The 20,939-nt window shown below is 72.9% G+C and carries 19 protein-coding genes; 3 read left to right on the top strand and 16 right to left on the bottom strand.

Features of this window, described 5'->3' with window-relative positions; genetic code table 11:
• Nucleotides 1–20 precede the first annotated feature (20 nt).
• The 14 genes from efeU to B1205_RS18315 all read right to left on the bottom strand — a co-directional run bounded on the left by efeU (nt 21) and on the right by B1205_RS18315 (nt 14,536).
• A complete protein-coding gene (gene efeU, locus B1205_RS18375; RefSeq protein WP_089156717.1) occupies nt 21–905 on the bottom strand; it encodes an iron uptake transporter permease EfeU in 885 nt (294 codons plus the stop codon).
• Nucleotides 906–1,080: 175 nt separating this feature from the next.
• Nucleotides 1,081–2,580, bottom strand: coding sequence for an adenosylhomocysteinase (gene ahcY / locus B1205_RS18370; protein WP_089156716.1), 1,500 nt, complete (start codon nt 2,578–2,580; stop codon nt 1,081–1,083).
• Nucleotides 2,581–2,873: 293 nt separating this feature from the next.
• Nucleotides 2,874–4,034, bottom strand: coding sequence for a mannose-6-phosphate isomerase, class I (manA, locus tag B1205_RS18365; RefSeq protein ID WP_089156715.1), 1,161 nt, complete (start codon nt 4,032–4,034; stop codon nt 2,874–2,876).
• A gap of 3 nt (nt 4,035–4,037) precedes the next feature.
• Complete coding sequence (locus tag B1205_RS18360; protein WP_089156714.1) at nt 4,038–5,078, bottom strand: cation diffusion facilitator family transporter; 1,041 nt, start codon at nt 5,076–5,078, stop codon at nt 4,038–4,040.
• A gap of 28 nt (nt 5,079–5,106) precedes the next feature.
• The gene (locus tag B1205_RS18355; protein ID WP_089156713.1) at nt 5,107–6,303 is read right to left on the bottom strand and encodes an SIS domain-containing protein; all 1,197 of its coding nucleotides are present in this window, start codon (nt 6,301–6,303) and stop codon (nt 5,107–5,109) included.
• Nucleotides 6,300–6,506, bottom strand: a complete 207-nt coding sequence (locus B1205_RS18350; RefSeq protein ID WP_089156712.1) for a Trm112 family protein — start codon at nt 6,504–6,506, stop codon at nt 6,300–6,302. Before B1205_RS18350 ends, B1205_RS18355 begins: the two co-directional genes overlap by 4 nt.
• 180 nt (nt 6,507–6,686) lie before the next feature.
• Nucleotides 6,687–7,640, bottom strand: coding sequence for a hypothetical protein (locus B1205_RS18345; protein ID WP_089157077.1), 954 nt, complete (start codon nt 7,638–7,640; stop codon nt 6,687–6,689).
• Between the two features lie 104 nt (nt 7,641–7,744).
• Nucleotides 7,745–8,449, bottom strand: a complete 705-nt coding sequence (gene nfi, locus B1205_RS18340; protein ID WP_089156711.1) for a deoxyribonuclease V — start codon at nt 8,447–8,449, stop codon at nt 7,745–7,747.
• Entirely contained in the window at nt 8,446–9,027 is a 582-nt protein-coding gene (locus B1205_RS18335) for a DinB family protein (protein WP_217809845.1), read from the bottom strand. Before B1205_RS18335 ends, nfi begins: the two co-directional genes overlap by 4 nt.
• 69 nt (nt 9,028–9,096) lie before the next feature.
• Nucleotides 9,097–9,540 carry a hypothetical protein gene (locus B1205_RS18330; protein ID WP_089156709.1) on the bottom strand — a complete coding sequence of 148 codons (444 nt, stop codon included), beginning with the start codon at nt 9,538–9,540 and terminating at the stop codon, nt 9,097–9,099.
• Complete coding sequence (locus B1205_RS31775; RefSeq protein WP_254910026.1) at nt 9,537–10,445, bottom strand: hypothetical protein; 909 nt, start codon at nt 10,443–10,445, stop codon at nt 9,537–9,539. The genes B1205_RS18330 and B1205_RS31775 overlap by 4 nt, the downstream gene beginning before the upstream one ends.
• The gene (locus tag B1205_RS18325; protein WP_254910070.1) at nt 10,382–13,738 is read right to left on the bottom strand and encodes a toxin glutamine deamidase domain-containing protein; all 3,357 of its coding nucleotides are present in this window, start codon (nt 13,736–13,738) and stop codon (nt 10,382–10,384) included. The genes B1205_RS31775 and B1205_RS18325 overlap by 64 nt, the downstream gene beginning before the upstream one ends.
• A 24-nt stretch (nt 13,739–13,762) precedes the next feature.
• Complete coding sequence (locus B1205_RS18320; RefSeq protein WP_089156708.1) at nt 13,763–14,119, bottom strand: hypothetical protein; 357 nt, start codon at nt 14,117–14,119, stop codon at nt 13,763–13,765.
• 3 nt (nt 14,120–14,122) lie between these two features.
• The gene (locus B1205_RS18315) at nt 14,123–14,536 is read right to left on the bottom strand and encodes a YbaB/EbfC family nucleoid-associated protein (RefSeq protein ID WP_089156707.1); all 414 of its coding nucleotides are present in this window, start codon (nt 14,534–14,536) and stop codon (nt 14,123–14,125) included.
• A gap of 81 nt (nt 14,537–14,617) precedes the next feature.
• Here B1205_RS18315 and B1205_RS18310 point away from each other — a divergent pair, with 81 nt between their 5' ends.
• Nucleotides 14,618–15,850, top strand: coding sequence for an SUKH-3 domain-containing protein (locus tag B1205_RS18310; RefSeq protein ID WP_089156706.1), 1,233 nt, complete (start codon nt 14,618–14,620; stop codon nt 15,848–15,850).
• Nucleotides 15,851–15,897: 47 nt separating this feature from the next.
• Here the strand turns inward: B1205_RS18310 and B1205_RS18305 are convergent, their stop codons facing one another.
• On the bottom strand, nt 15,898–17,337 hold the full coding sequence (locus B1205_RS18305; protein WP_089156705.1) for an aldehyde dehydrogenase family protein: 1,440 nt from the start codon (nt 17,335–17,337) through the stop codon (nt 15,898–15,900).
• A gap of 141 nt (nt 17,338–17,478) precedes the next feature.
• Between B1205_RS18305 and B1205_RS18300 the strand changes: the two genes are divergently transcribed.
• Both B1205_RS18300 and gabT read left to right on the top strand, forming a co-directional pair.
• Nucleotides 17,479–18,915, top strand: a complete 1,437-nt coding sequence (locus tag B1205_RS18300; RefSeq protein ID WP_089156704.1) for a gamma-aminobutyraldehyde dehydrogenase — start codon at nt 17,479–17,481, stop codon at nt 18,913–18,915.
• A 3-nt stretch (nt 18,916–18,918) separates the two neighbouring features.
• Complete coding sequence (gabT, locus tag B1205_RS18295) at nt 18,919–20,190, top strand: 4-aminobutyrate--2-oxoglutarate transaminase (protein WP_089156703.1); 1,272 nt, start codon at nt 18,919–18,921, stop codon at nt 20,188–20,190.
• Nucleotides 20,191–20,237: 47 nt separating this feature from the next.
• Here gabT and B1205_RS29850 read toward each other — a convergent pair whose 3' ends face one another.
• A complete protein-coding gene (locus B1205_RS29850; protein WP_176308669.1) occupies nt 20,238–20,678 on the bottom strand; it encodes a hypothetical protein in 441 nt (146 codons plus the stop codon).
• Nucleotides 20,679–20,939: the final 261 nt, after the last annotated feature.

The raw sequence follows: 20,939 nt of genomic DNA, 5'->3' as shown, positions 1-20,939 counted from the left end.
TTCTCCTCGGAGACGGCGGGTCAGGCGCGTGCGGACGGAACGGCGGCGACGTCGGCCGGAGCCGGAGCGGTCGCGGCCGGGGCGGGTCGGGCCGGCGTCCCCGGCCGGCGTAGGAAGAGCACGAGCACCGGCACCGCGTACGCGACCCACGCGACCAGCTCCAGCACGGTCGGCGCGGCGGTGATGTTGAACATGCCGGCGAGCAGCGCGCCGTACCAGGTGTTCGGGTCCAGCGTGGCGGAGATGTCGAAGGCCAGGTCGTTCAGGCCGGGCAGCACGCCGGCCTCCTGGAAGTCGTGCACGCCGTACTTGAGGATGCCGGCGGCGACCAGGATCAGCAGCGCGCCGGTCCAGGTGAAGAAGCGACTCAGATTGATCTTCAGGGCGCTGCGGTAGAGCAGGAAGCCGATCGCCACGGCGGTGACGATGCCGCCGATCAGGGCGAGCAGCGGGTTCGCCCCGGTGCCGCCGGCCGCGCTCTCGGCTGCGGCGTAGAAGATCAGCGCGGTTTCCAGGCCCTCCCGGACCACCGCGAGGAACGCCATGCCGGCGACCGCCAGGGATCCGACGGCGAGCGCCTCGGTGAGCTTGCCGCGCAGCTCGCCCGCGATGGACCGGGCCGCCCTGCGCATCCAGAAGATCATCCAGGTCACGAACACCACGGCGGCGACCGAGGTCACGGCCTCGAAGAACTCGCGCGACTCGGAGGTGCGCAGCAGCGAGGTCGAGGTGTACTGGATCAGGGAGCCGAAGACGACGGAGAGCGCCACGGCCAGGCCGACGCCGAGCCAGACCTGCGGCAGCCGGTCACGCCGCTGCGACTTCACCAGGAAGGCGACCAGGATGCTGACCACCAGGGTCGCTTCCAGGCCCTCCCGCAGGCCGATCAGGTACGTGGCGAACATCCGTAACTCCGCAGTAGGTCAGGCATGCCTCAGTTTACTTAGGGCAGCCATACCTTGCTCCTGTTCCGCGGAGACGTCAAGTTGCGCACGACCACGTCACCCCGCCCACCCCCGTACGCGGCCGGGGCCGGGACGGCCGCGCGGCGGCTGCCCCGGCCCCGGCCGGACGTGGAACTCAGTAGCGGTAGTGGTCGGGCTTGAACGGGCCCTCCGTCGAGACACCCAGGTAGGCGGCCTGCTCCTTGGTCAGCGTGGTGAGCTTCGCGCCGAGCGCGTCCAGGTGCAGCCGGGCGACCTTCTCGTCCAGGTGCTTGGGGAGCACGTAGACGCCGACCGGGTAGTCGTCGGTCTTGGTGAACAGCTCGATCTGGGCGATCGTCTGGTTGGCGAACGAGTTCGACATCACGAAGCTCGGGTGGCCGGTGGCGTTGCCCAGGTTCAGCAGACGGCCCTCGGAGAGCACGATGATGGCGTGGCCGTCGTCGAACCGCCACACGTCGACCTGCGGCTTGATGTTCTCCCGGGTGACGTCGGACCGCTTCGCCAGGCCGGCCATGTCGATCTCGTTGTCGAAGTGGCCGATGTTGCCGACGATGGCCTGGTGCTTCATCCGGGCCATGTGCTCGTTGGTGATGACGTCGTAGCAGCCGGTCGCGGTGATGAAGATGTCGGCCTGCTCGACCACGTCCTCCAGCGTGGCGACCTGGTAGCCGTCCATCGCCGCCTGGAGCGCGCAGATCGGGTCGACCTCGGTCACCACGACCCGGGCGCCCTGGCCGCGCAGCGACTCGGCGCAGCCCTTGCCGACGTCGCCGTAGCCCATGACGACCGCCATCTTGCCGCCGATCAGCACGTCGGTGGCCCGGTTGATGCCGTCGATGAGCGAGTGGCGACAGCCGTACTTGTTGTCGAACTTGCTCTTGGTCACCGAGTCGTTGACGTTGATGGCCGGGAAGAGCAGCGTGCCGGCGCGGTGCATCTCGTAGAGCCGGTGCACACCGGTGGTGGTCTCCTCGGTGACGCCCTTGATGTCGGCGGCGATCCGGGTCCAGCGCTGGCCGTCCTCGGCCAGCGAGCGGTGCAGGAGTTCGAGGATGACCGCGAACTCCTCGGAGTCGGCGGACTCGACCGGCGGCACGACGCCGGCGGACTCGAACTCGGCGCCCTTGTGCACGAGCAGGGTGGCGTCGCCGCCGTCGTCGAGGATCATGTTCGGGCCGTGCCCGTCGGGCCAGGCGAGCACCTGCTCGGTGCACCACCAGTACTCCTGGAGGCTCTCGCCCTTCCAGGCGTAGACCGGGACGCCGGCCGGGGCCTCGGGGGTCCCGTCCGGGCCGACGACGATCGCGGCGGCGGCGTGGTCCTGGGTGGAGAAGATGTTGCAGGATGCCCAACGGACCTGCGCGCCGAGCGCGACCAGGGTCTCGATCAGGACGGCGGTCTGGATGGTCATGTGCAGCGAGCCGGTGATCCGGGCGCCGGCGAGCGGCTGGGCGTCGGCGAACTCACGCCGGATCGCCATCAGGCCGGGCATCTCGTGCTCCGCGAGCCGGATCTCCTTACGCCCGAACTCGGCGAGCGACAGATCCGCCACCTTGTAGTCGCCCTCGGCGAGGGTGCTCGGCCGGGCTCCGGACGACGCGCCACTGGGGGCTGCCGGGAGGGTGCTGGTCATGGAAGCTCCTGTCGAACGATGTGGTGCGCAGCCTTCCACCTTACGCCCGCAACCCACTCTGGTGTGTGTCCGGTCGGTGACGGTGGGCATTCCGGTCGATGGACAGCGCACGGGGCGGTCGGTCGTGGACAGATATTCCGCCCACGGCCCGGCCGCCCCGTGCATCCCCCCGGTTTGGTTCCCCGCGCGCCCTCGGACCTTCGTCGCGACAACGCTGCGCACTCATGAAATTACACTGTGCGACGGGAGCGTCAAGCGAATTCCGGAAAAGTCGGACTTGCGAATCATCGGGCTCAACGCAGGCCGCACGCCGCGACGAACGCCACGCCTTCCCCGCCGAGCACCAGCGGGCCGCCCGCCGCCGTCCCCACCGCGGCCTGCCCCGCGCCCAGGGTCACCCCGCCGACGCCGTCGTCCACGGCCAGCTTGCCGGCCCGGCAGAGCACCACCCGCGGGCCGGGCAGCGTCAGCCGCACCCCCGGCGACCCGGCGCCCACCTCCACCCGGTGCAACACGAAGTCCGCCACCGGCACCGGCCAGGTCGACACGCCGGGCGCCACCGGCTCCGACCGGACCACCGGGTCGGCCAGCACCTCGAACCGCAGCACCCGGATCAACTCGTCGACGTCGACCCGCTTCGCGGTCAACCCGCCGCGCAGCACGTTGTCGCTCGCCGCCATGATCTCCACGCCGGTACCGCGCAGGTAGGCGTGCAGATTCCCGGCCGGCATCCAGATCGCCTCGCCGGGCGCCAACCGGACGTGGTTCAGCAACAGCGCCACCACCACACCCGGGTCGGCCGGATGACCGGCCGCCAACGTGCGCACCAGGTCCGCGTCCGGCGACCCCGGCCCGGCGTCCGCCGCCGCCAACACGGCCGCCACCAGCCCGGCACGCTCCGCCTCCGGCCAGCTCAACAGCGTGCGTACGGCCTCCCGCAGCCCCGCCGGCCCGGTGCGCAACGCCGCCACCACCGGCGCCAACGCGGGTACGCCGAACCCGGCGATCGCCGCCGCCGAGTCCACCGGGTCGCGGAAGCCGCACAACGCGTCGAAGTCCGAGAGCGCCACCAGCAACTCCGGCTTGTGGTACGGGTCGACGTAGTTGACCCGCCCACTGTCGGCCGCGTACCCGGCCCGCGCCTGCTCGGCGTCCGGATGCGCCTGAAGACTCAGCGGCGCGTCCGCGGCCAGCACCTTCAGCAGGAACGGCAACCGGGTGCCGAACCGGCCGACCAGCCGCTCACCCAACCAGTGCCCCGGCTCGGCCGCCAGCAGCTCGGTCAGGCTGACCGGACAGCCGTCCCGGTCGACCGTGGCCGGCGCGCCCGGGTGCGCGCCCAGCCACAGCTCCGCCTCCGGCCCGTCGCTCGGCACCGGCCGCCCCTGCAACTCGGCGATCGCGGTGCGCGAACCCCAGGCGTAGTCCCGGATCCGACCCTCCAGCAACTCCATCCGTCAGCTCCCGGGCCGCCCGGCCACCTCGTCCGCCGTCGGCTCCACACGCGCCGAAGCGGCGTCCTGCCCGACGGCGTCCTCCGGTACGGCCGTGTCGGCCGCCCGCCCGGTGCCCGCCCGCTCCGCGGCGACGCTGTAGATGTCCGGCTCCAGGTAGATCACCCGGGCGACGGGCACCTCCCGGCGAATCCGCGCCTCGACCGCGTTGATGCCCCGGGCCAGCTCCTCGGCCGACTCGCAGGGCGGCACCGCGATCTTCGCCGCCACCATCAGCTCCTCCGGGCCCAGGTAGAGCGTCTTCATGTGGATGATCCGCTCCACCTCCGGGCCGCCGGTCACGGCCTGCTCGATCCGGGCCAGCTCACCCTGCTCGGCACCCTCCCCGAGCAGCAGGCTCTTGGTCTCGATCGCCAGCGCGATCGCGATGACCACCAGCAGCACCCCGATCATCGCGGTGCCGGCCGCGTCCCACATGCCGTCGCCAGTGATCAGCGTCATGCCGACGCCGAAGAGCGCGAAGACCAGACCGATCAGGGCACCGAAGTCCTCCAGGAGCACCACCGGCAGCTCCGGCGCCTTCGCCCGGCGGATGAACCGGACCCAGCTCTGGTTGCCGCGGACCAGGTTGGACTCCTTGATCGCGGTGCGGAACGAGAAGCCCTCCATCACGATCGCCGACACCAGCACCACCACCGGCACCCACTGCCAGCTCTCGATCGGGTGCGGATCGGACGCCTTGTGGTACGCCTCGTAGAGCGCGAACAGGCCACCGAGGCTGAACAGCACGATCGCCACGATGAACGCGTAGATGTAGCGCTCCCGGCCGTACCCGAACGGGTGCTGCGGAGTGGCCTCGCGCTTGGCCCGCCGGCCACCGATCAGCAGCAGGCCCTGGTTGCCGGAGTCGGCCACCGAGTGGATCGACTCGGCCAGCATCGATGACGAGCCGGTCAGCAGGAACGCGATGAACTTGGTGACGGCGATGCCGAGGTTCGCCGCCAGGGCGGCGACGATCGCCTTGGTGCCCCCGTTTGCGCTCATTCCCCGCCTCGCTCGATGCCGCACGTGCTCACTGGTTCGCCAGCTCCTTCATTTCCGTGACGGCCGGTACGGCCATCGGGTCCAGCCCATGTGCCAAGGCCAGGTAGACCGAGGCGAAGTCGGGAACCGCCACCAGCGACGCGAGCCGCTCCAGCGCGGAGCCGCCCTCGGCGGTCACCACGTCGCAGCGCACCCCGCGCCGCTCGGCGAGCGTCTGCACCGCGTCCGCGCGGCGCTCCTCCACCGCCAGCGGCTCGTCGGTGTCGTCGTCGGCGTTCAGGCCGCCGTCGCGCAGCAGCACCAGCCGCAGCCGGGTGCCGTCGTCGGCGTCGTCGCCCGGGTCGGCGAAGATGTCCCGCTCCCCCTCGGCGAGGCCGCCGAAGACGCCGTCGAGCAGGCCGACCCGGCCCCGGCCCGCCTCACCCAGCGCGCCGGTCACCACCGGGTAGCGGGCGTTGGCGGACAACGTGTCGCCGAACCGGCGGGCCGCCACGGTAGCCAGCGGGGACGAACCCCAGACGATCGGCACCGAACCGGACAGCCCCAGCGCGAGGGACTTCGCCGGGTTGACGAAGGACTCGGCGGTCGGCCGGCACCGGTCGGCGTCGGCGTCCAACCGGGCCGCGGTCTCCGCCAGGTCCGCCTCGTTGACCTTCACGAGCCCGAGCGTACGGGCGGCCAGCAGAACCGGCACGGTGAGCGCCCAGAGGCTGGCCCGGGCCGGCGCACGCCGGGGCACCGGGATGAACGGCGCCCGGGCCCGCTCGGCCACCGACTGGAGTTGTGAGTCCGGAGCACCGACCGCGACCAGTCGGGCTCCGCGCCGGTGCGCCGCCTCGGCCGCGCCCAGCGCCTCGGGACTGCGGCCGGAGGCGCTCACCGCGATGACCACGTCCGCCGCGCCCACCCAGCCCGGCACGCCAGCGCTGCGGTGCGGGATGACCGGCACCGGGCAGCGCGGCCCGGCGACCGTGGCCAGCACGTCCCCGGTACGCCCGGCGGTGCCGATGCCGGCGATGACCACCGCCCGCGGTCGGCCGTCGTCGCCGAGCACGGACAGGTTCGCCTCGGCGGCCAGCGCCGCCGACTCGCGCACCTGCGCGCCGGCGGAGGCGGTGAACCGCAGCATCCCGCCCGGGTCCCGCTCGGCCAGCAGCGCCGGGTCGTTCAGCAGGGCCTCGTCCGCGTGCCGGTGCCCGCTGACCCCGGCCGTACCCTCCATCACCGCGACGCCCCGCCGCGCGCGTCGTCGGCGGCGGGACCACCGCGCGACTCGTCCAGGAGCAGCACCGGCACGTCGTCCCGGACCTCGAAGACGCGACCGCACTCCGTGCAGGTCAGGGTCTGCGCCTGCGGGTCGTAGTCGAGCGGTGCGTGGTGTGTGTCCGGGCAGGCGAGGATCTCGAGCAACTGCGGGTCCAGGGCCACGGCGCGGCTCCTTCCACGTATGCGGTCTCACCGGTCGGCGGTGCCGTCCGGCGCACGGATCTTATCGGCGAACCGGCCGGGGCACCGGGCCCGTTCGGGCATCCGCTCATCAGCCCGACTGGCGGGTCACACCGTCACCACTCATCGTCACGGTAGACCGCTTCACCGTCGGGTTCCGGCTCAGTCCGGCATGCGGGGCAACCGGCTTGTGGCGTCCTCCACGCCGGAGGGCGGCGGAGCTCCGTACACGTTGCCGGTCGGGCGGGGCGGCGCGGTGCCGCCGCCGTACACGGTCGGGGCCGGGCCCGGCGTCCCGGAACGGTAGGTGGTGCTGCTGCGGGGCAGCGGGACCGGTGGTTGGTCGGCGGCGGCCGGGCCACCGTCCGACCGGTCCGCGCGGCTGCGCCGCACCAGCAGGACGATCAACGCGGCGCCGACCAGCACCAGCCCGATGCCGAACCACATGATCAGAGAACCTCCGAAGGACGAGTCGTCCGCCGTGGCCCCGGCGGCCGGGGCGACGGCGGCGGCCACCGGCGACGCGCCGGCCGGCTCGGTCGGCGAGGCGGCGGCCTCGCTCGGCGTGGGGGTCGGCGAGGGCTTACGGGAGGGCGTCGGGCTCGCACTCGGCGTACGCTCCGCGCCCACCAGCCGGGCCGACCGGCCGGCCCGGCCGAGCACCTGACCGTTCGCCGCGCTCGCCTCGCCGGCCAACTCCACCCGCCCACCGACGGTGCCGTCCACGAACGCCACCCGGTAGCGCACACTCGCGCCCTTGCCCTTGCACAACGGCCGCTCGACCGGCGCCACCCGGGCGGTGGCGACCGCGTCGCCGCCACCGGACACCGGCACGTCCACCCAGCGGCCGCCGGCCGCCACCTGCACCCGGACCTGCTCCGCCCGCAGCCCGTCCAGCCGCACGCCCAGCGCGGTGCGCAACAGCACGCAACCCTCGGTGCGCTTCCGCACCTCGATCACCACCGTGCCGGGTGAACCACCGGCGGTGAAGCTCCCCGCCGAGCGCAACCCCACCCGGTCGCCGTCGGCCACCGCCGGTGACGCCGGGGCGGCCACCAGACCACCCAGCAGCGCGCCGACCGTGGCCCACCGCACCGCGTGCCGCCTCACCGACATCTCCACCTCATCGTCTGCGTCCCGGTCGGATCCGCCGGTCAGGTTACTACCGGGCCACCCGCGCACCCGCCCATCGAGGACCCCTCATGTGTGCCGCGACACCCTCACCCCTGCGCCGCCGCGAGCGCCCGCCGGCAGAGCTGGTCGGCTGTCCGGGTGGTCTCCGGCAGCCGGTACCGGGGCGTCAGAGCCAGTACCCGCCGCACCGCGTTCTCCAACCCCATCGCGTGCCCCACGCTGACGAACACCGGCCTGGTTCCGTCCCGGGTCCGCAACACCCGCCCGACCACCTCGTCACCGTCCCGCAGCGGCGCCCACTGCCCCCGTCGTGGTCCCGGCCCGGACCACGAGCCGACCAGCGGCGTCTTCCCCACCCCGATCGACGGCAGCCCGGTCACCAGACCCAGGTGACAGGCCAACCCGAACCGGCGCGGGTGCGCCACCCCGTGCCCGTCGCAGACCAGCAGCTCGGGCCGGACGGTCAACCGGTCCAGCGCCGCCAGCAACGCCGGCATCTCCCGGAAGGCGAACAACCCCGGCACGTACGGGAAGGCCGGCCGGCCCACGCACACCGCCTCGTCCACCACGGCCAGGCTGTCCGCGTCCAGGACCGTGACGGCCGCCGCGAGAAGGTCGTCACCGCGCGCGTACGCCACGTCCAGCCCGGCCACCGTCGCGGGCGCGCTCGGACCGGGCCCGACCAGGTCGACCCGGGACCGCAACTCCTCCTGTACGCGCCGCGCCTCCGCCTCGTCGGCCGGCGGCCGGTACGGAACCGTCCCCACCCGCGCGGGCTCGACGCGCGTCATCGGCCCACGCGACCGTCGATCCGCTCCCGCAGCAGGTCGGCGTGACCGACGTGCCGGGCGTACTCGCCGATCGCGTCCACCAGCAACTCCCGCAGCAAGACCATCCGGTCGCCCCGATGCCCCCGGACGTCCAGGCTCGGCGCCTCGGCCACGAACCGCTCGGCGAACACGATCTCGCGGCGCCACGCCGTCCACGCCTGCTCGACCATCGCCGGATCGGCGACCGCGCCGTCGAGGGCCCCGTCCACGCCACTGGTCGGCCAGATCCGCGACACGTCCTTGCCGGCCATGGTGCGGCGGAACCAGTGCCGCTCCCGCTCCGCGACGTGCCGGACCAGCCCGAGAAGCGACAACGTCGACGGTGGTACCGAGCGCTGGGCAAGCTGCTCCGCGTCGAGGCCGCCACACTTGAGTTCCAGCGTGAGACGGTGGTTGCGCAGTTGGTTGGCCAACACACTCCGCTCGTCCGCACACGGGCCGTCGAAGCGGGAGTCCTCCTCGGGCGGGACGAACATGTCCTCCCACCCGAACCGGCGTGCCGGAAGACCCGCTGCGGCGTCGGTGCTCGTGTCAGGCATGGCTGGACGATGCCGGAAAGGTCCCGGGTGGGCAATGCCTTTCGGCGGCCGCGCCCGTTGTCGGGCAGCTCAGGAGGGATCGGCGCCGATGGTGGGGTCGGCGCCCGGGTCCCCGGCCTGCTGGAGCTGCTCCTCGAACATCACGAAGGTCCGCCGCCGCACACCCCTAATGAGCGCCTGCTCTCGTGGGGTCGGGTAACGACGCTCCTCGCGCAACGTGTCCTCGATTGCCCGGACCGTCTCGTAGAGCGCGAAGATCGCCCCTTCGCCGCGCAGACAACGCCCACGCTCCTGCTCGGTCAGCTGTACAAACTCATCACGCGAGATCCCATTGATCTCGTCACCACCCTGAAATAGCACTCTGTCTATGAGCTCATGGGCTTCCCGCCATCCCCCGGTCTCCCTGGACAGCCTCCAGCCAGCGATACCACCGTCCGCCGTCGAGACGAGCTTCAGGGGCGAGTCGTAGTAGTTGAAAAACCTTGGCAAGCTCAGGCCCTTCGACGAACTCATCGCGGTGGCCTCTCTCCCAAATTCTCCTGCACCTTGCGCAAGTAGGTGTCCTGCACTCGCCGGAGCACCCCGTCGCGGATGGCGCGTTCTCCACTCGTCATCGGTCTGCCCTCACAGTCGGACAGAGCCTTCAGGTCGCGGCGAACTTCGTAGAGCGCATGTTCCCATTCCGCGATGTCGTCGAGAGGAGCCAGGTGCAGCCGGAGCTCCGCCACATGGTCATTCGACAGGCGAAGGTTCAGGAGGGTATCCCGATAGCCACTGGGCTGTGGCGCAAGGAACCGGTCCTTGATCTGCAAGATGACCACCTGTGGATCAGCTGCCAGTCGCCCAAGTGCCTGATAGACGCCGTCGAGCGTGTCGAACTGCACCTTGGCACCAGCCAAGTCTTTGAGTCGCGACGCGTCGCCCTCGTACTCAGTCAGCTTGTCGAATACACGCTGTCTGCTCTTGGGCTCCCTCCTCCAACCTGGACTGCCGTGGTCCGCGGCCAGCGCCACAGCGAGCCGGTTAAGTTCATGCTGGGCTACCGCCGCGTCTGCGTAGAGCCGATCAAGGTATGCGAGCCGATACCCCTCGTCATGACATCGTGCTTGGTCGAATCCAGGTTGCAACGTCGTAGGGTGTGCACGAGCAGCGATCGATTCGGACAGCTGGCGTTGCCTATCGGTGACGGGCGTCGGACGGGGCGTCATCGTCTCTTCAGCGATCACTGCATCTATACCGTGCGCAGCGATGTCGTCCAGCACGTCGCACAAGACGTCGATTGCCTCTTGGTGGCTGGCCAGGTGGTGCAGGGTGACCGGGCGAGCCGTCAGGGAGTTGGCGAGTTCCGGCGTGGTCAGGACCATCCGGACCAGGTCGGGCCGCTCCGCGAGCTGGTGCACCAGCGTCTCGGCCAGCAACTCCTCACGCCGTGGCGGCGCCTCCCAGCTCTGGTCGAGCATCCGCTGCACACGCGGGTCGGCGAAGAGCCGGTGCAGGTCGTCGGCCGCGCTCTCGTCCAACCCGGGCACGAGCCGCCGCAGCGTCGGCCCGTCCGCGTGTTGCGCCAACTCGACNCGCGGACGTAGATCGCGGCGGAGATCCGAGCCGCGTGCGCCTCCCGGTGCGACCGGCGAAGCTGTGCCGGCTCGGGCTCGGCCGGCGGGGCGCTGCCGGGGAAGGACCTGCCGGTCGTGCGGTGCAGGGTGGTGGACTCGCCGAGCAGGTGGACGTGGTTGAAGTCCGGCGGATTTCCGGCATTCGGCGCCGGTGGGCGGGACTTCGGCTCGGGCAACGCGTTGAAGGTGCCGGATGGTCGGCCGGCGAGCGGCGTCGGCCGTCCGTCCGGGCCGAGCACCAGGGCGTCGATGCCCACCACGTTGCCGGCGAACGGTCGCCCGCTGTGGCGGTAGAGCGGACGGTCCGCCACCGCGCCCGTCTGCGGATCCAGGTAGAGGACCGTGCCGTTCTGGTTTAGCGCCACCCAGGCGTGCGAGCCGCCGCCCTCGAAGCTGGTGATCAGGAAGGCGTAGCTGCCGTGGCCGCCGGACGCCAACTGGGCGTGCAGGTCACCGTAGCCACGCTCCACCGACCGCCGCCGGTCCGGCCCGGTGACGCCGAGGTGGTCAGGAGCGCAGAGGCTCTGGAACCGACCGCCGGTGGTCTCCTCGACCCGCAGCGGGCCGTCCGCCTCGCCGCCCACCGGCCGGCGGACGTCACCTTCGAGGTAGCCGTCGAAGGTACGCGGCGCGGCGACGCGCGGTCGCCCGTGCATCCAGGTCTCGAAGAACGACAGGGTGCAGTCGAGGCAGTTGATGCCCCGGGTGGCGTCGGCTGCCGGTCCGCCGTCGTTCGCCAGCCGGAACCAACCGCCGCGCCGGGGGTCGGCGGTGCGGGCCACGGTGCCGTCCGGGTTGCGGGGCATCTGCCGTTCGAGGTCCGTCTGGTGCAACGCGAGCGGGGGACGCAGACCGCCGCGTACGCCGTAGGGGCGGGACCGGTCGATCGTGGGTGGCTGCCCGTGGCCGGTGAGGGCGGAGCGGTCGGGCGTCTCCACCGCGCCGGAAGCCACGTCGGCCACGTCATCGTTGATCCGGTGGAAGTCGCGGTCGTCCTCGATGTGCACCCGCTCCGGCAGGCGTCCACCCGCGCGCACGACCTCGGCCTCGTCGACCGCGCGGTAGTGCAGGCGTTCTCGCCGCCGCCCCTCACGCACATGCTGGTCGGCGAGCTGATGCCGCCCCTCCTGGCGGAGTTCGTGTGCCCGCGTCAGAAGCCAGCGCGCCGCCTCGTAGTGCTGCTCGGCGACGTCACGAAGCTCCTTGACCTGAGCCTGCCGCCTGTTCTCCTCGTACAACGCCCGCTGTGATCGCAGGTAGCCCTGGTAGCGCCGCCGGTCGAGGGCCTCGCGGTCGGCCGCCAGGCGGGCTGCCCGCTGCTGCCCTGTCTCCCGAGGTGAGGGCCGAGGCCCGGACGGGCCGGGGCCGGGCGCCGGAGGGTCGGTGGAGGGACGGGACGGTGCCAACGACTCCAGCAGCGGGAAGCGAGGATTCGGCACCGGTCGGGGATCCGGGCCGACGCCGGGCGGCCCCGGGTGCGGTGCGGTCGGCGGGTGCCTGACCGAGCCCACCGGTGGGCCGAGGTGCCCTCCGCCGGTGCCCAGGGGTGCGAGCCGGTCCGGCGCGAGCGGTGCCGCGTGCGGGTGGCCGGCGAGCGGCGGAGCCGATGTCACTGTCGCCTGCGCCGGCGTGCTCGGGAGCGGGTGACCGGCGTCGGACAGCACCGACACCGGCGCTGGGCCGCTGCGGAGGTCGGTCGGCCCCGGGAGCGCCGGGCCGGTCACCGGTGTCTCGACGGTCACCGAGGTCAGCGTGGGTGAGGTGGCGACCGCGGCGGGGGCCGTGACGGTCGTCCCGGCGGGGGCCGCGCGGTCCACGGGTGACGGCGGCGGGACGTTCGCCTCGGGTGCCGGTCCGGCCAGGTCGACGGAGGCGGGGTGGTGCGCCGCCACCGCAGCGTCGACCACCGGCGGCGCGGGCAGCGGCGACGCCGAGGCCCGGTCCACCGGCGAGACGAGCGGCCTGTCCACCGGCAAGGCGGATGGATCGGCCGCCGGGGCGAGGTCGGGCCGGACGTGACCGGCTGCCGGTGCCGGGCTCAGGTCGGGGTCGGACGGCACGTCCAGGCCGACCGGGGGCACCGCCAGGCCGCCCAGCCTTCCGTCGAGCCGGTGGTGCAGCGCCGTGTCGGCCTGGCCGGTGGCGGCACCGCTCACGCCGGAAGCCGCGGCGCGGGCCAGGCCCTCCAGCGACGGGCCCTGCCCGGTGGCCAGCCCCGCCGCGGTCTCGGCCAGGGTCTCGCCGGCCATCTCCCGCCCGAAGTGTTCCCCGATCTGCGTGAACCGCCCGCTGGCGTGCCGACCGAGGCCGGCCAGGGGCGCGACCGCGCCGCCGGCGAAGCCGCCGACACCGGAGGTGCCCACGTCGGCCAGGTCCAGGCCGTCCCGGCGGCCGGCCGCGTTCTGGTACGCCTGGATCGCCAGGCTGGTGCCGGCCTCCTGACCGGCCTCCACCAGGCCGCCGAGCACCGCCCTGCGGGCGAGCCCTCGCGCGCCGCTCCGTACGACCTCCTTGGCGGCCCGCTCGCCCGCCTCCTTCAGCCCTTCCCTGATCGCCTTTCGGGCCAACTGTGCCACCAGCCGCTTGAAGATCTGCTGCACGGCGACCCGGGTGGCGGCGATCGCGGCACCGGCCGCCGGTGAGGCGGCACCGAAGGTGAGCACGGTGACCACGGCGAGGGACAGCAGCTCCACGACCAGGAGACCCAGCTCGATCCAGACCTCCAGCTTCGCGCCCTCGATGTCGCACCCGCAGGAGTCGACCAGCCGGCCCAGCTCGTCGGTGGCCGCCACGAGGACGTGCAGTGGGGCGTCCTGGCCACCGGCGACCCGGTGCCAGGAGGTGTCGAACGCGCGCGCCACCAGACCGACGCCGCCGTACCCGCTCGTCACCTCGCCCGCGGCGGTGGTGGCGTCGTCGCGCGGGCCGGCCAGTACGCCGGCCACGGCGTACCACCGGTCGGCCAGGTCCCAGACGGCGCGCTCGTCGCCCTCCGGCCACTGGACGCCGACCACCCAGTCGAGCGCCTCGTAGATCCAGCCGGGCACGTCCCAGGGGCAGTGGTCGAGCGGATGCGGGATCGGGCTGGGCAGCATGCTCACGCGCGGATCCTCCGGTGGTCAGCGCCAGGGCCGGTGCGGGTCGTGCCGTTGGTATGGGACCTTCCCGAGGTCACTGGCGTTGCGCAGGTCCGTCTCCACGGTGGCGGTGACCGAGCGGACCACGTCCGAGCCGAGCTCTTCGAGCGATCTGCCGAGCACCTCCCACGCGCGCAGGAGCGTCTCGGCGTACCCCTGGTATTGCCGGTCGAACGCGGCACCGATGTCGTCCCGGCCCCACGGCCGTTGCGCGCCCGCCGCCGCGATCGGATCCCCGGCCTGCCGCCGGGCCGCGGTCACGGATTTCCCGCTCAGCGCCAGGTCGGCGCCGCCGCGCCGGGCGCGGACCGGGTCGAGCCAGATCTCGTCGGCGGCCATCGGTCACTCGTCGCGCGCCAGCACGGCGTCCGCCCGGCCCAGCAGCGCACCGAGGTCGTTGGTACGCAGGAACTCGACCGACGGCGAGCCGGGTGGCAGGTGGTCGGAGACCAGCTCGCGGGTGGCGGTGACCGCGGCGGCGGAAGCGCGCAACACGGTCTCGGTGATCTTCTGGCTGAGCCCGCGGGCGTCCCGGTCGTGGAACACCGTGGGGCTCACCTCGATGCTGACCAGCTCGCCCCGCGCCCCGACCACGGCGGTGACCTGGCCGTCGTCGGAGCGCTCGGTCACCCGCAGCTCGGCCAGTCTGGTCTGGAGTTCGTCCAGACCGGACCGCAGTCGTCGGTACTGGCCGTACACCTCGTCGAAGCGCGCACGCAGCGCACGGTTCGCATCCCGATCCGCACTCTCGGCCACCAGCGATCCCCTTCCGTCACCGTGGGTAGGGCCGACCATACCGGGTGCCACGGAAGCCGTGGGGTCCGGTAACTTCAAGCGGTGATCGAGCGACGACAGGCCGAGCAGCTCGCGTCCGTGTGGGCCCGGCGCGACTCCGACCGCCTGGGCTTTCCCTGCGCCCCCGTGGTCGAGGAGTTCGACCTGGGCTACGTCATCGTCTCCACGGTGTCCGCCGAGGCCCGGGCCCTGCCGGGCGACCTGCCGACCACGGTCATCGACAAGGAGACCGGCGAGGTGTCCACCTGGCCGCGGGTCCCGGCGGCCGCGGTCGAGCGGATGTACCGGCAACGCCGTCCGGCCGAACCCCGCGCACCGCGCACCGTCGATCCCGCCGATCAACTGCTTCGCGAGGTGACCCGGCTGCCCACCCCCGGCGCGGCAGCTCACCTCACCCTGGGCGGCCGGCTGCACGTCGCCACGGGCGCGAAGGGCGACGTGGAGCTGCGCCACCATCCGCTCGTGCGGTCCTACCTGGACGAGCTGCCCACCGGGCATCTGGTTCGCGGCGGCGAGCGGCACGCCGAGATGATCGCCGTCTCCGACGCCCTGCACGAGCACGACCACCGCCGCGCCGCCGAAGGGCTTCCGCCCCTGACCGCCGAGGCGGCGCGGGAGCTTCTCGGCACCGGCCGGATCGAGATCTTCCGCAGCCGTGAACCGGGTGACCCGGCGGGCGGACGCGCCGAGCTGCCCTGCGACTCGTGCGTCGGCTTCCTGGTGCGGTTCGCGCTCCTGCCCTGGTCCGACCTCGCCTTCGTCGAGGAATGGCGTCCCGAGCCGCGCGAGCCCGTCCCGCCGGGGCGACTACCGGACGAGGTGGCGCACGCCCTGCTCGACGGGGGCTGGCAGGTCAGCATGTTCAACGAGGCCCTGGCCATGGGCGCGATCACCGAGACCAGGGACGTCGCCGGGCAGCACCACCGGCATCCGGCCTTCCCCGCCGCCCAGGCGGCGCTCACCGCGTTCCCGGCCGTCCTCACCCGTCGTCGGGGGCCCGGCGAGCAGGTGTGGATCAGCCGGTTCACGACAAACCCGCTGCGTGCGGCGCACACCGCCGACACCCTCGCCGACTTCGGCGCGGTCCTGGGCGTACGCCTCTTCCCGCTGGGCAGCGAGCGCCAGGAGAGCATCCTCGCCGTGGACGAGCACGGTCGTGTCTTCGCGCTCGACCAGGCCGGCGAGTGGTTCCTCGGCGCGGACGTCGACGCCGCTCTCACCACGCTGCTGCTCGGCCGCGCCCCCGCCCGGGTCCGCGACGACGGCACCTGGTGACCGGACGCCGGTACGCCGAGGTGACGCCGCCGGTCAGCCGGCGACCGCTACAGCGCCACCCCGGTCAGCACCGTGACGCGCTGCTCGGTGTAGTCCGCCATGGCGCTGTGCAGCCCCTCACGTCCGACGCCCGACCCCTTCACCCCGCCGTAGGGCATCTGGTCGGCCCGGTACGACGGCACGTCGCCGACGATCACGCCACCCACCTCCAACGTCCGGGCGGCGGTGAACGCCACGTCGAGCCGGTGGGTGAAGACGCCGGCCTGCAACCCGTACGCGGAGTCGTTGACCGCGCTGAACGCGGCCCGGTCGTCCGCGACCGGGGCGACCACCAGCACCGGCCCGAACACCTCCTCGGCGCAGACCTTCGCGTCCGCCGGCACGCCGCTGAGCACGGTCGGCGGGTAGGTCGCGCCGTCACGCCGGCCGCCCGTCTCGACGGTGGCCCCGGCGGCGACCGCCTCGTCCACCCAGGTCTCGACGCGCCGCGCCGCCGCGACGGACACGAGCGGGCCGACGTCGGTCGTCTCGGCGCGGGGGTCACCGGTGCGCAACCCCTCGACGGCCGCGACGAGCCGGGGCAGGAAGCCGGCGTAGAGCCGTTCGTGCACGTAGACGCGTTGCACCGCGATGCACGACTGCCCGGCCTGGTAGTTCGAGAACGTGGCGATGCGCTGCGCGGCGAACGTCAGGTCGTCGTCGGACGACCAGTCGGCGCAGATCACCGCCGCCGCGTTGCCGCCCAGTTCCAGGGTGACGTGCTTGTCCGGGGCGGCGCGGCGGATCGCGGCGCCGACCGGCCCGGAGCCGGTGAACGAGACCACCGGCAGCCGCGGGTCGGCGACCAGCTCGGCGGCGCGTTCGTTGGGCAGCGGCAGCACGGAGAACATGCCCTCGGGCAGGTCGGTCCCGGCCAGGATCTCGCCGAGCAGCAGCGCGCTGAGCGGGGTGGCGGGCGCCGGTTTGACCACGATCGGCGCGCCGACGGCGAGCGCCGGGGCGACCTTGTGGGCGACCAGGTTGAGCGGGAAGTTGAACGGGGTGATGCCGAGCACCGGCCCCCGTGGCACCCGCCGGACCAGGGCGATCCGCCCGGTGGCGGCCGGGTCGGTGTCGAGGCGTTGCAGCTCGCCGGAGAAGCGTCGGGCCTCCTCGGCGGCCCACCGGAAGACCGACACGGCGCGCCCGACCTCGGCCCGCGCCCACTTCATCGGCTTGCCGTTCTCGGCGGTGATCAGCGAAGCCACCTCGTCGGTCCGCTCGGCGAGCCGCCGGGAGACGTGGTCCAGGGCCGCCGTGCGGACGTGCGCGGGCAGGGCCGCGGCCACCGCGGCCACCCGGGCGGCGTCCGCGACGGCGGCCTCGACCTGGTCGTCCGTGGCGAATGTGGTACGCCCCACCGCCTGCCCGTCGTACGGGTGGGTGACGGTCAGCTCCCCCTCGCCGTGGGCGGGGCGACCGGCGACATAGAAGGCTCTCGGCTCCACGCCGGGCAGCGTAATCCACGCACGCTCGCGCGGAAACAGTTGCTCAAACCCTTGTCTGCCTCGGATTCGGTAGCCAAGATGGCAGTCAGATAACGAGAACCTCCGCTGACCTTTCTTCCGGCGACCTCTCGGAGACCCGACATGAGCGACCAGCAGCAGCTGCGCAACTTCGTCAACGGTGAGTACGTCGACCCGGTGGACGGTGGGTACGCCGACCTGATCGACCCGTGCACCGGCGAGGTCTTCGCCCGGGCCCCGGTGTCCGGGCCGGCGGACGTGGACGCGGCGATGGAGGCCGCCTCCGCCGCGTTCGAGACCTGGCGGGACGCCACCCCGGCCGAGCGGCAGCGGGCGCTGCTGAAGTTCGCCGACGCGGTGGAGGCGCGGACGGCGGAGCTGGTCGACGCCGAGGTCCGCAACACCGGCAAGCCCCGGCAGCTCACCACCGACGAGGAGCTGCCGCCGGCCGTGGACGAGCTGCGCTTCTTCGCCGGCGCCGCGCGTCTGCTGGAGGGGCGCTCGGCGGGTGAGTACCTGGCCGGCCACACGTCGTACGTGCGGCGCGAGCCGATCGGCGTCTGCGCCCAGGTGACCCCGTGGAACTACCCGCTGATGATGGCGGTCTGGAAGATCGCCCCGGCGCTCGCGGCCGGCAACGCGGTGGTGTTGAAGCCGTCCGACACCACTCCGGTGTCGACGCTGCTGCTGGCCGAGATCGCCGCCGAGCACCTGCCGCCGGGTGTGTTCAACGTGGTCTGCGGCGACCGCGACACCGGCCGTACCCTGGTCTCCCACCCGACCCCGCAGCTCGTGTCGATCACCGGCTCGACCCGGGCGGGCATGGAGGTCGCGGCCGCGGCCGCGCCGGATCTGAAACGGACCCACCTGGAGCTGGGCGGCAAGGCCCCGGTGGTGATCTTCGACGACGCGGACGTCGCGGCGGCGGCCGAGGCCATCGCGGTCGGCGGCTATTTCAACGCCGGCCAGGACTGCACGGCCGCCACCCGGGTGCTCACCGGGCCGGGCATCCACGACGACTTCGTCGCCGCGCTGACCGAGCAGGCCCGCAACACCCGCACCGGCGGGCCGGACGACGCGGACGTGCTCTACGGCCCGCTGAACAACGTCAACCAGTTGGCCCGGGTCAGCGGCTTCGTGGACCGCCTGCCCGATCACGCGAACGTCACCACCGGCGGGTCCCGGGTCGGCGAGCGGGGCTTCTTCTACGCCCCGACCGTGGTCTCCGGCGTCCGGCAGGCCGACGAGATCATCTCCGACGAGGTGTTCGGCCCGGTGATCACCGTGCAGCGGTTCTCCGACGAGGAGGAGGCGGTGCGCTGGGCCAACGGCGTCGAGTACGGCCTCTCCGCCTCGGTCTGGACCCGCGACCACGGCCGGGCCATGCGGATGACCCGGCGGCTCGACTTCGGCTGCGTCTGGGTGAACACGCACATCCCGTTCGTCTCGGAGATGCCGCACGGCGGCTTCAAGCACTCCGGCCACGGCAAGGACCTGTCGGTCTACAGCCTGGAGGACTACACCCGGGTCAAGCACGTCATGCACAACATCGAGGGCTGACAGGTGGCGTCCAGCGAGGAGCTGCGCAAGCGCCGCGGGTCGGCGGTGGCCCGGGGGGTGGGCAGCGTCGTCGACGCGTACGTCGACCACGCCAGCGGTGGCACGCTCACCGACGTGGACGGGCGGGAGTGGATCGACTTCGCGGCCGGCATCGCGGTCACCAACGTGGGCAACTCCGCGCCGAAGGTGGTCGAGGCGGTACGCGCCCAGGTCGAGCGCTTCACCCACACCTGCTTCATGGTCGCGCCGTACGAGTCGTACGTGGCGGTCTGCGAGCGGCTCAACGCGCTGACGCCGGGCGGCTTCGAGAAGCGGTCGGCGCTGTTCAACTCCGGTGCGGAGGCGGTGGAGAACGCGGTCAAGATCGCCCGGCACGCCACCGGGCGGCCGGCGGTGGTGGTCTTCGACCACGCCTACCACGGCCGGACCAACCTGACCATGGCGTTGACCGCGAAGAACATGCCGTACAAGCACCGGTTCGGGCCGTTCGCCGGCGAGGTCTACCGGGTGCCGATGTCATACCCGTTGTGCGACGGCGGCCTCGACGGGGCGACCGCCGCGGCCCGCTCGATCGAGATGATCGAGAAGCAGGTGGGCGCGGAGAACGTGGCCGCGCTGCTGATCGAGCCGATCCAGGGCGAGGGCGGTTTCGTCGTACCCGCGAAGGGTTTCCTGCCGGCGTTGCGCGAGTGGGCGACGGCGGCCGGGGCGGTCTTCGTCGCCGACGAGATCCAGACCGGCTTCTGCCGCACCGGTGACTGGTTCGCCTGCCAGCACGAGGGCGTCGAGCCGGACCTGGTCACGCTGGCCAAGGGCATGGCCGGCGGGCTGCCGCTGGCGGCGGTGACCGGGCGGGCGGAGCTGATGGACGCGGTGCACGTCGGCGGCCTCGGCGGCACGTACGGCGGCAACCCGGTCGCCTGCGCCGCCGCGCTCGCGGCGATCGAGATCATGCACGAGCTGGACCTGCCCGCCGCCGCCCGACGGATCGGCGCGGTGACGGGTGGGCGGCTGCGGGCGATCGCCGCCCGTGACCCGCGGGTGGCCGAGGTACGCGGCCGGGGCGCGATGCTCGCCGTGGAGATCGTGCAGCCGGGTGGGCTCACCCCCGACCCGGTGGCGACGGCGGCGCTCTCGGCGGCCTGCCACGCGGCCGGGCTGCTCACCCTGACCTGCGGCACCTACGGCAACGTGCTGCGCCTCCTGCCCCCGCTGGTGATCTCCGACGGCGAGCTGGGCCGGGGCCTGGACATCCTCGACGCCGCCTTCGGCTGACGGTCCGGCACACCACGGGTGCCCCCCGTGGTGTGCCATCCGGATCGTCAGCGCAGCAGTTGGACCACGTTGCGACGGACCAGGTTCTTGCCCGGCTCGCGGATCGCGTCCATGGCCGCCGTGTTGAGCAGCACGCAACTGCCGGACGGCCCGGTCACCGTCACGGTCACCACCCGGTTGTTGTCCAGGTTGGTGACCCGCAGCCGGGTGCCCACCGGGAACTGCCCGCTGGTGGCCGCCGGCGCCCCGCCCTCGGCGAAGAACGTGAGCGCCCCGGTGCAGACGCTGCCGCCGATCGGCTGGGCGTTGCCCGGCCGGGTCTCGACCGGCTGCGCGCCGCCACCGGGCGCCGGGGCGGCCACGCCGTCGAGGCGTTCCACCACGTTACGGCGGATGACGTTCTTGCCCGGCTCCCGGATCAGGTCCATCGCGGCGGCGTTGAGCAGCACGCAACTGCCCGACGGGCCGGTGACTGTCACGGTCGTCATCCGATAGTTGTCCAGGTTCGTCACCCGTAGCCGGGTGCCCACCGGGAACCGGTCACTGGTCGCGGCCGGCGGGCCGCCTTCCGCGGAGAACGTCACCGACCCGGCGCAGACNCCACCGAGGCGGTCACCGCCACGGTCGCCGCCAACACGTGCTTGCGCTGCACCTTCACGTTCACTCCCGTCGTCGGTGTCCCTCGACGCCTGATACGGACGGGAGAGCCGGACCGTTCAGCCGGCCGGCCTGTTAAGCGGGGCCCCTTC

Source organism: Micromonospora sp. NBS 11-29 (assembly GCF_002140155.1).
Classification (GTDB): domain Bacteria; phylum Actinomycetota; class Actinomycetes; order Mycobacteriales; family Micromonosporaceae; genus Micromonospora.
This window is presented reverse-complemented; position numbering and strand designations above follow the sequence as displayed.

Coding starts and splice junctions, on each gene's coding strand:
- efeU (WP_089156717.1), bottom strand. CDS start 905: ATGTTCGCCACGTACCTGATCGGCCTGCGGGAGGGCCTGGAAGCGACC.
- ahcY (WP_089156716.1), bottom strand. CDS start 2,580: ATGACCAGCACCCTCCCGGCAGCCCCCAGTGGCGCGTCGTCCGGAGCC.
- manA (WP_089156715.1), bottom strand. CDS start 4,034: ATGGAGTTGCTGGAGGGTCGGATCCGGGACTACGCCTGGGGTTCGCGC.
- B1205_RS18300 (WP_089156704.1), top strand. CDS start 17,479: ATGAGCGACCAGCAGCAGCTGCGCAACTTCGTCAACGGTGAGTACGTC.
- B1205_RS18335 (WP_217809845.1), bottom strand. CDS start 9,027: ATGCCTGACACGAGCACCGACGCCGCAGCGGGTCTTCCGGCACGCCGG.
- B1205_RS29850 (WP_176308669.1), bottom strand. CDS start 20,678: ATGACGACCGTGACAGTCACCGGCCCGTCGGGCAGTTGCGTGCTGCTC.
- B1205_RS18345 (WP_089157077.1), bottom strand. CDS start 7,640: ATGTCGGTGAGGCGGCACGCGGTGCGGTGGGCCACGGTCGGCGCGCTG.
- B1205_RS18360 (WP_089156714.1), bottom strand. CDS start 5,078: ATGAGCGCAAACGGGGGCACCAAGGCGATCGTCGCCGCCCTGGCGGCG.
- nfi (WP_089156711.1), bottom strand. CDS start 8,449: ATGACGCGCGTCGAGCCCGCGCGGGTGGGGACGGTTCCGTACCGGCCG.
- B1205_RS18320 (WP_089156708.1), bottom strand. CDS start 14,119: ATGGCCGCCGACGAGATCTGGCTCGACCCGGTCCGCGCCCGGCGCGGC.
- B1205_RS18330 (WP_089156709.1), bottom strand. CDS start 9,540: ATGAGTTCGTCGAAGGGCCTGAGCTTGCCAAGGTTTTTCAACTACTAC.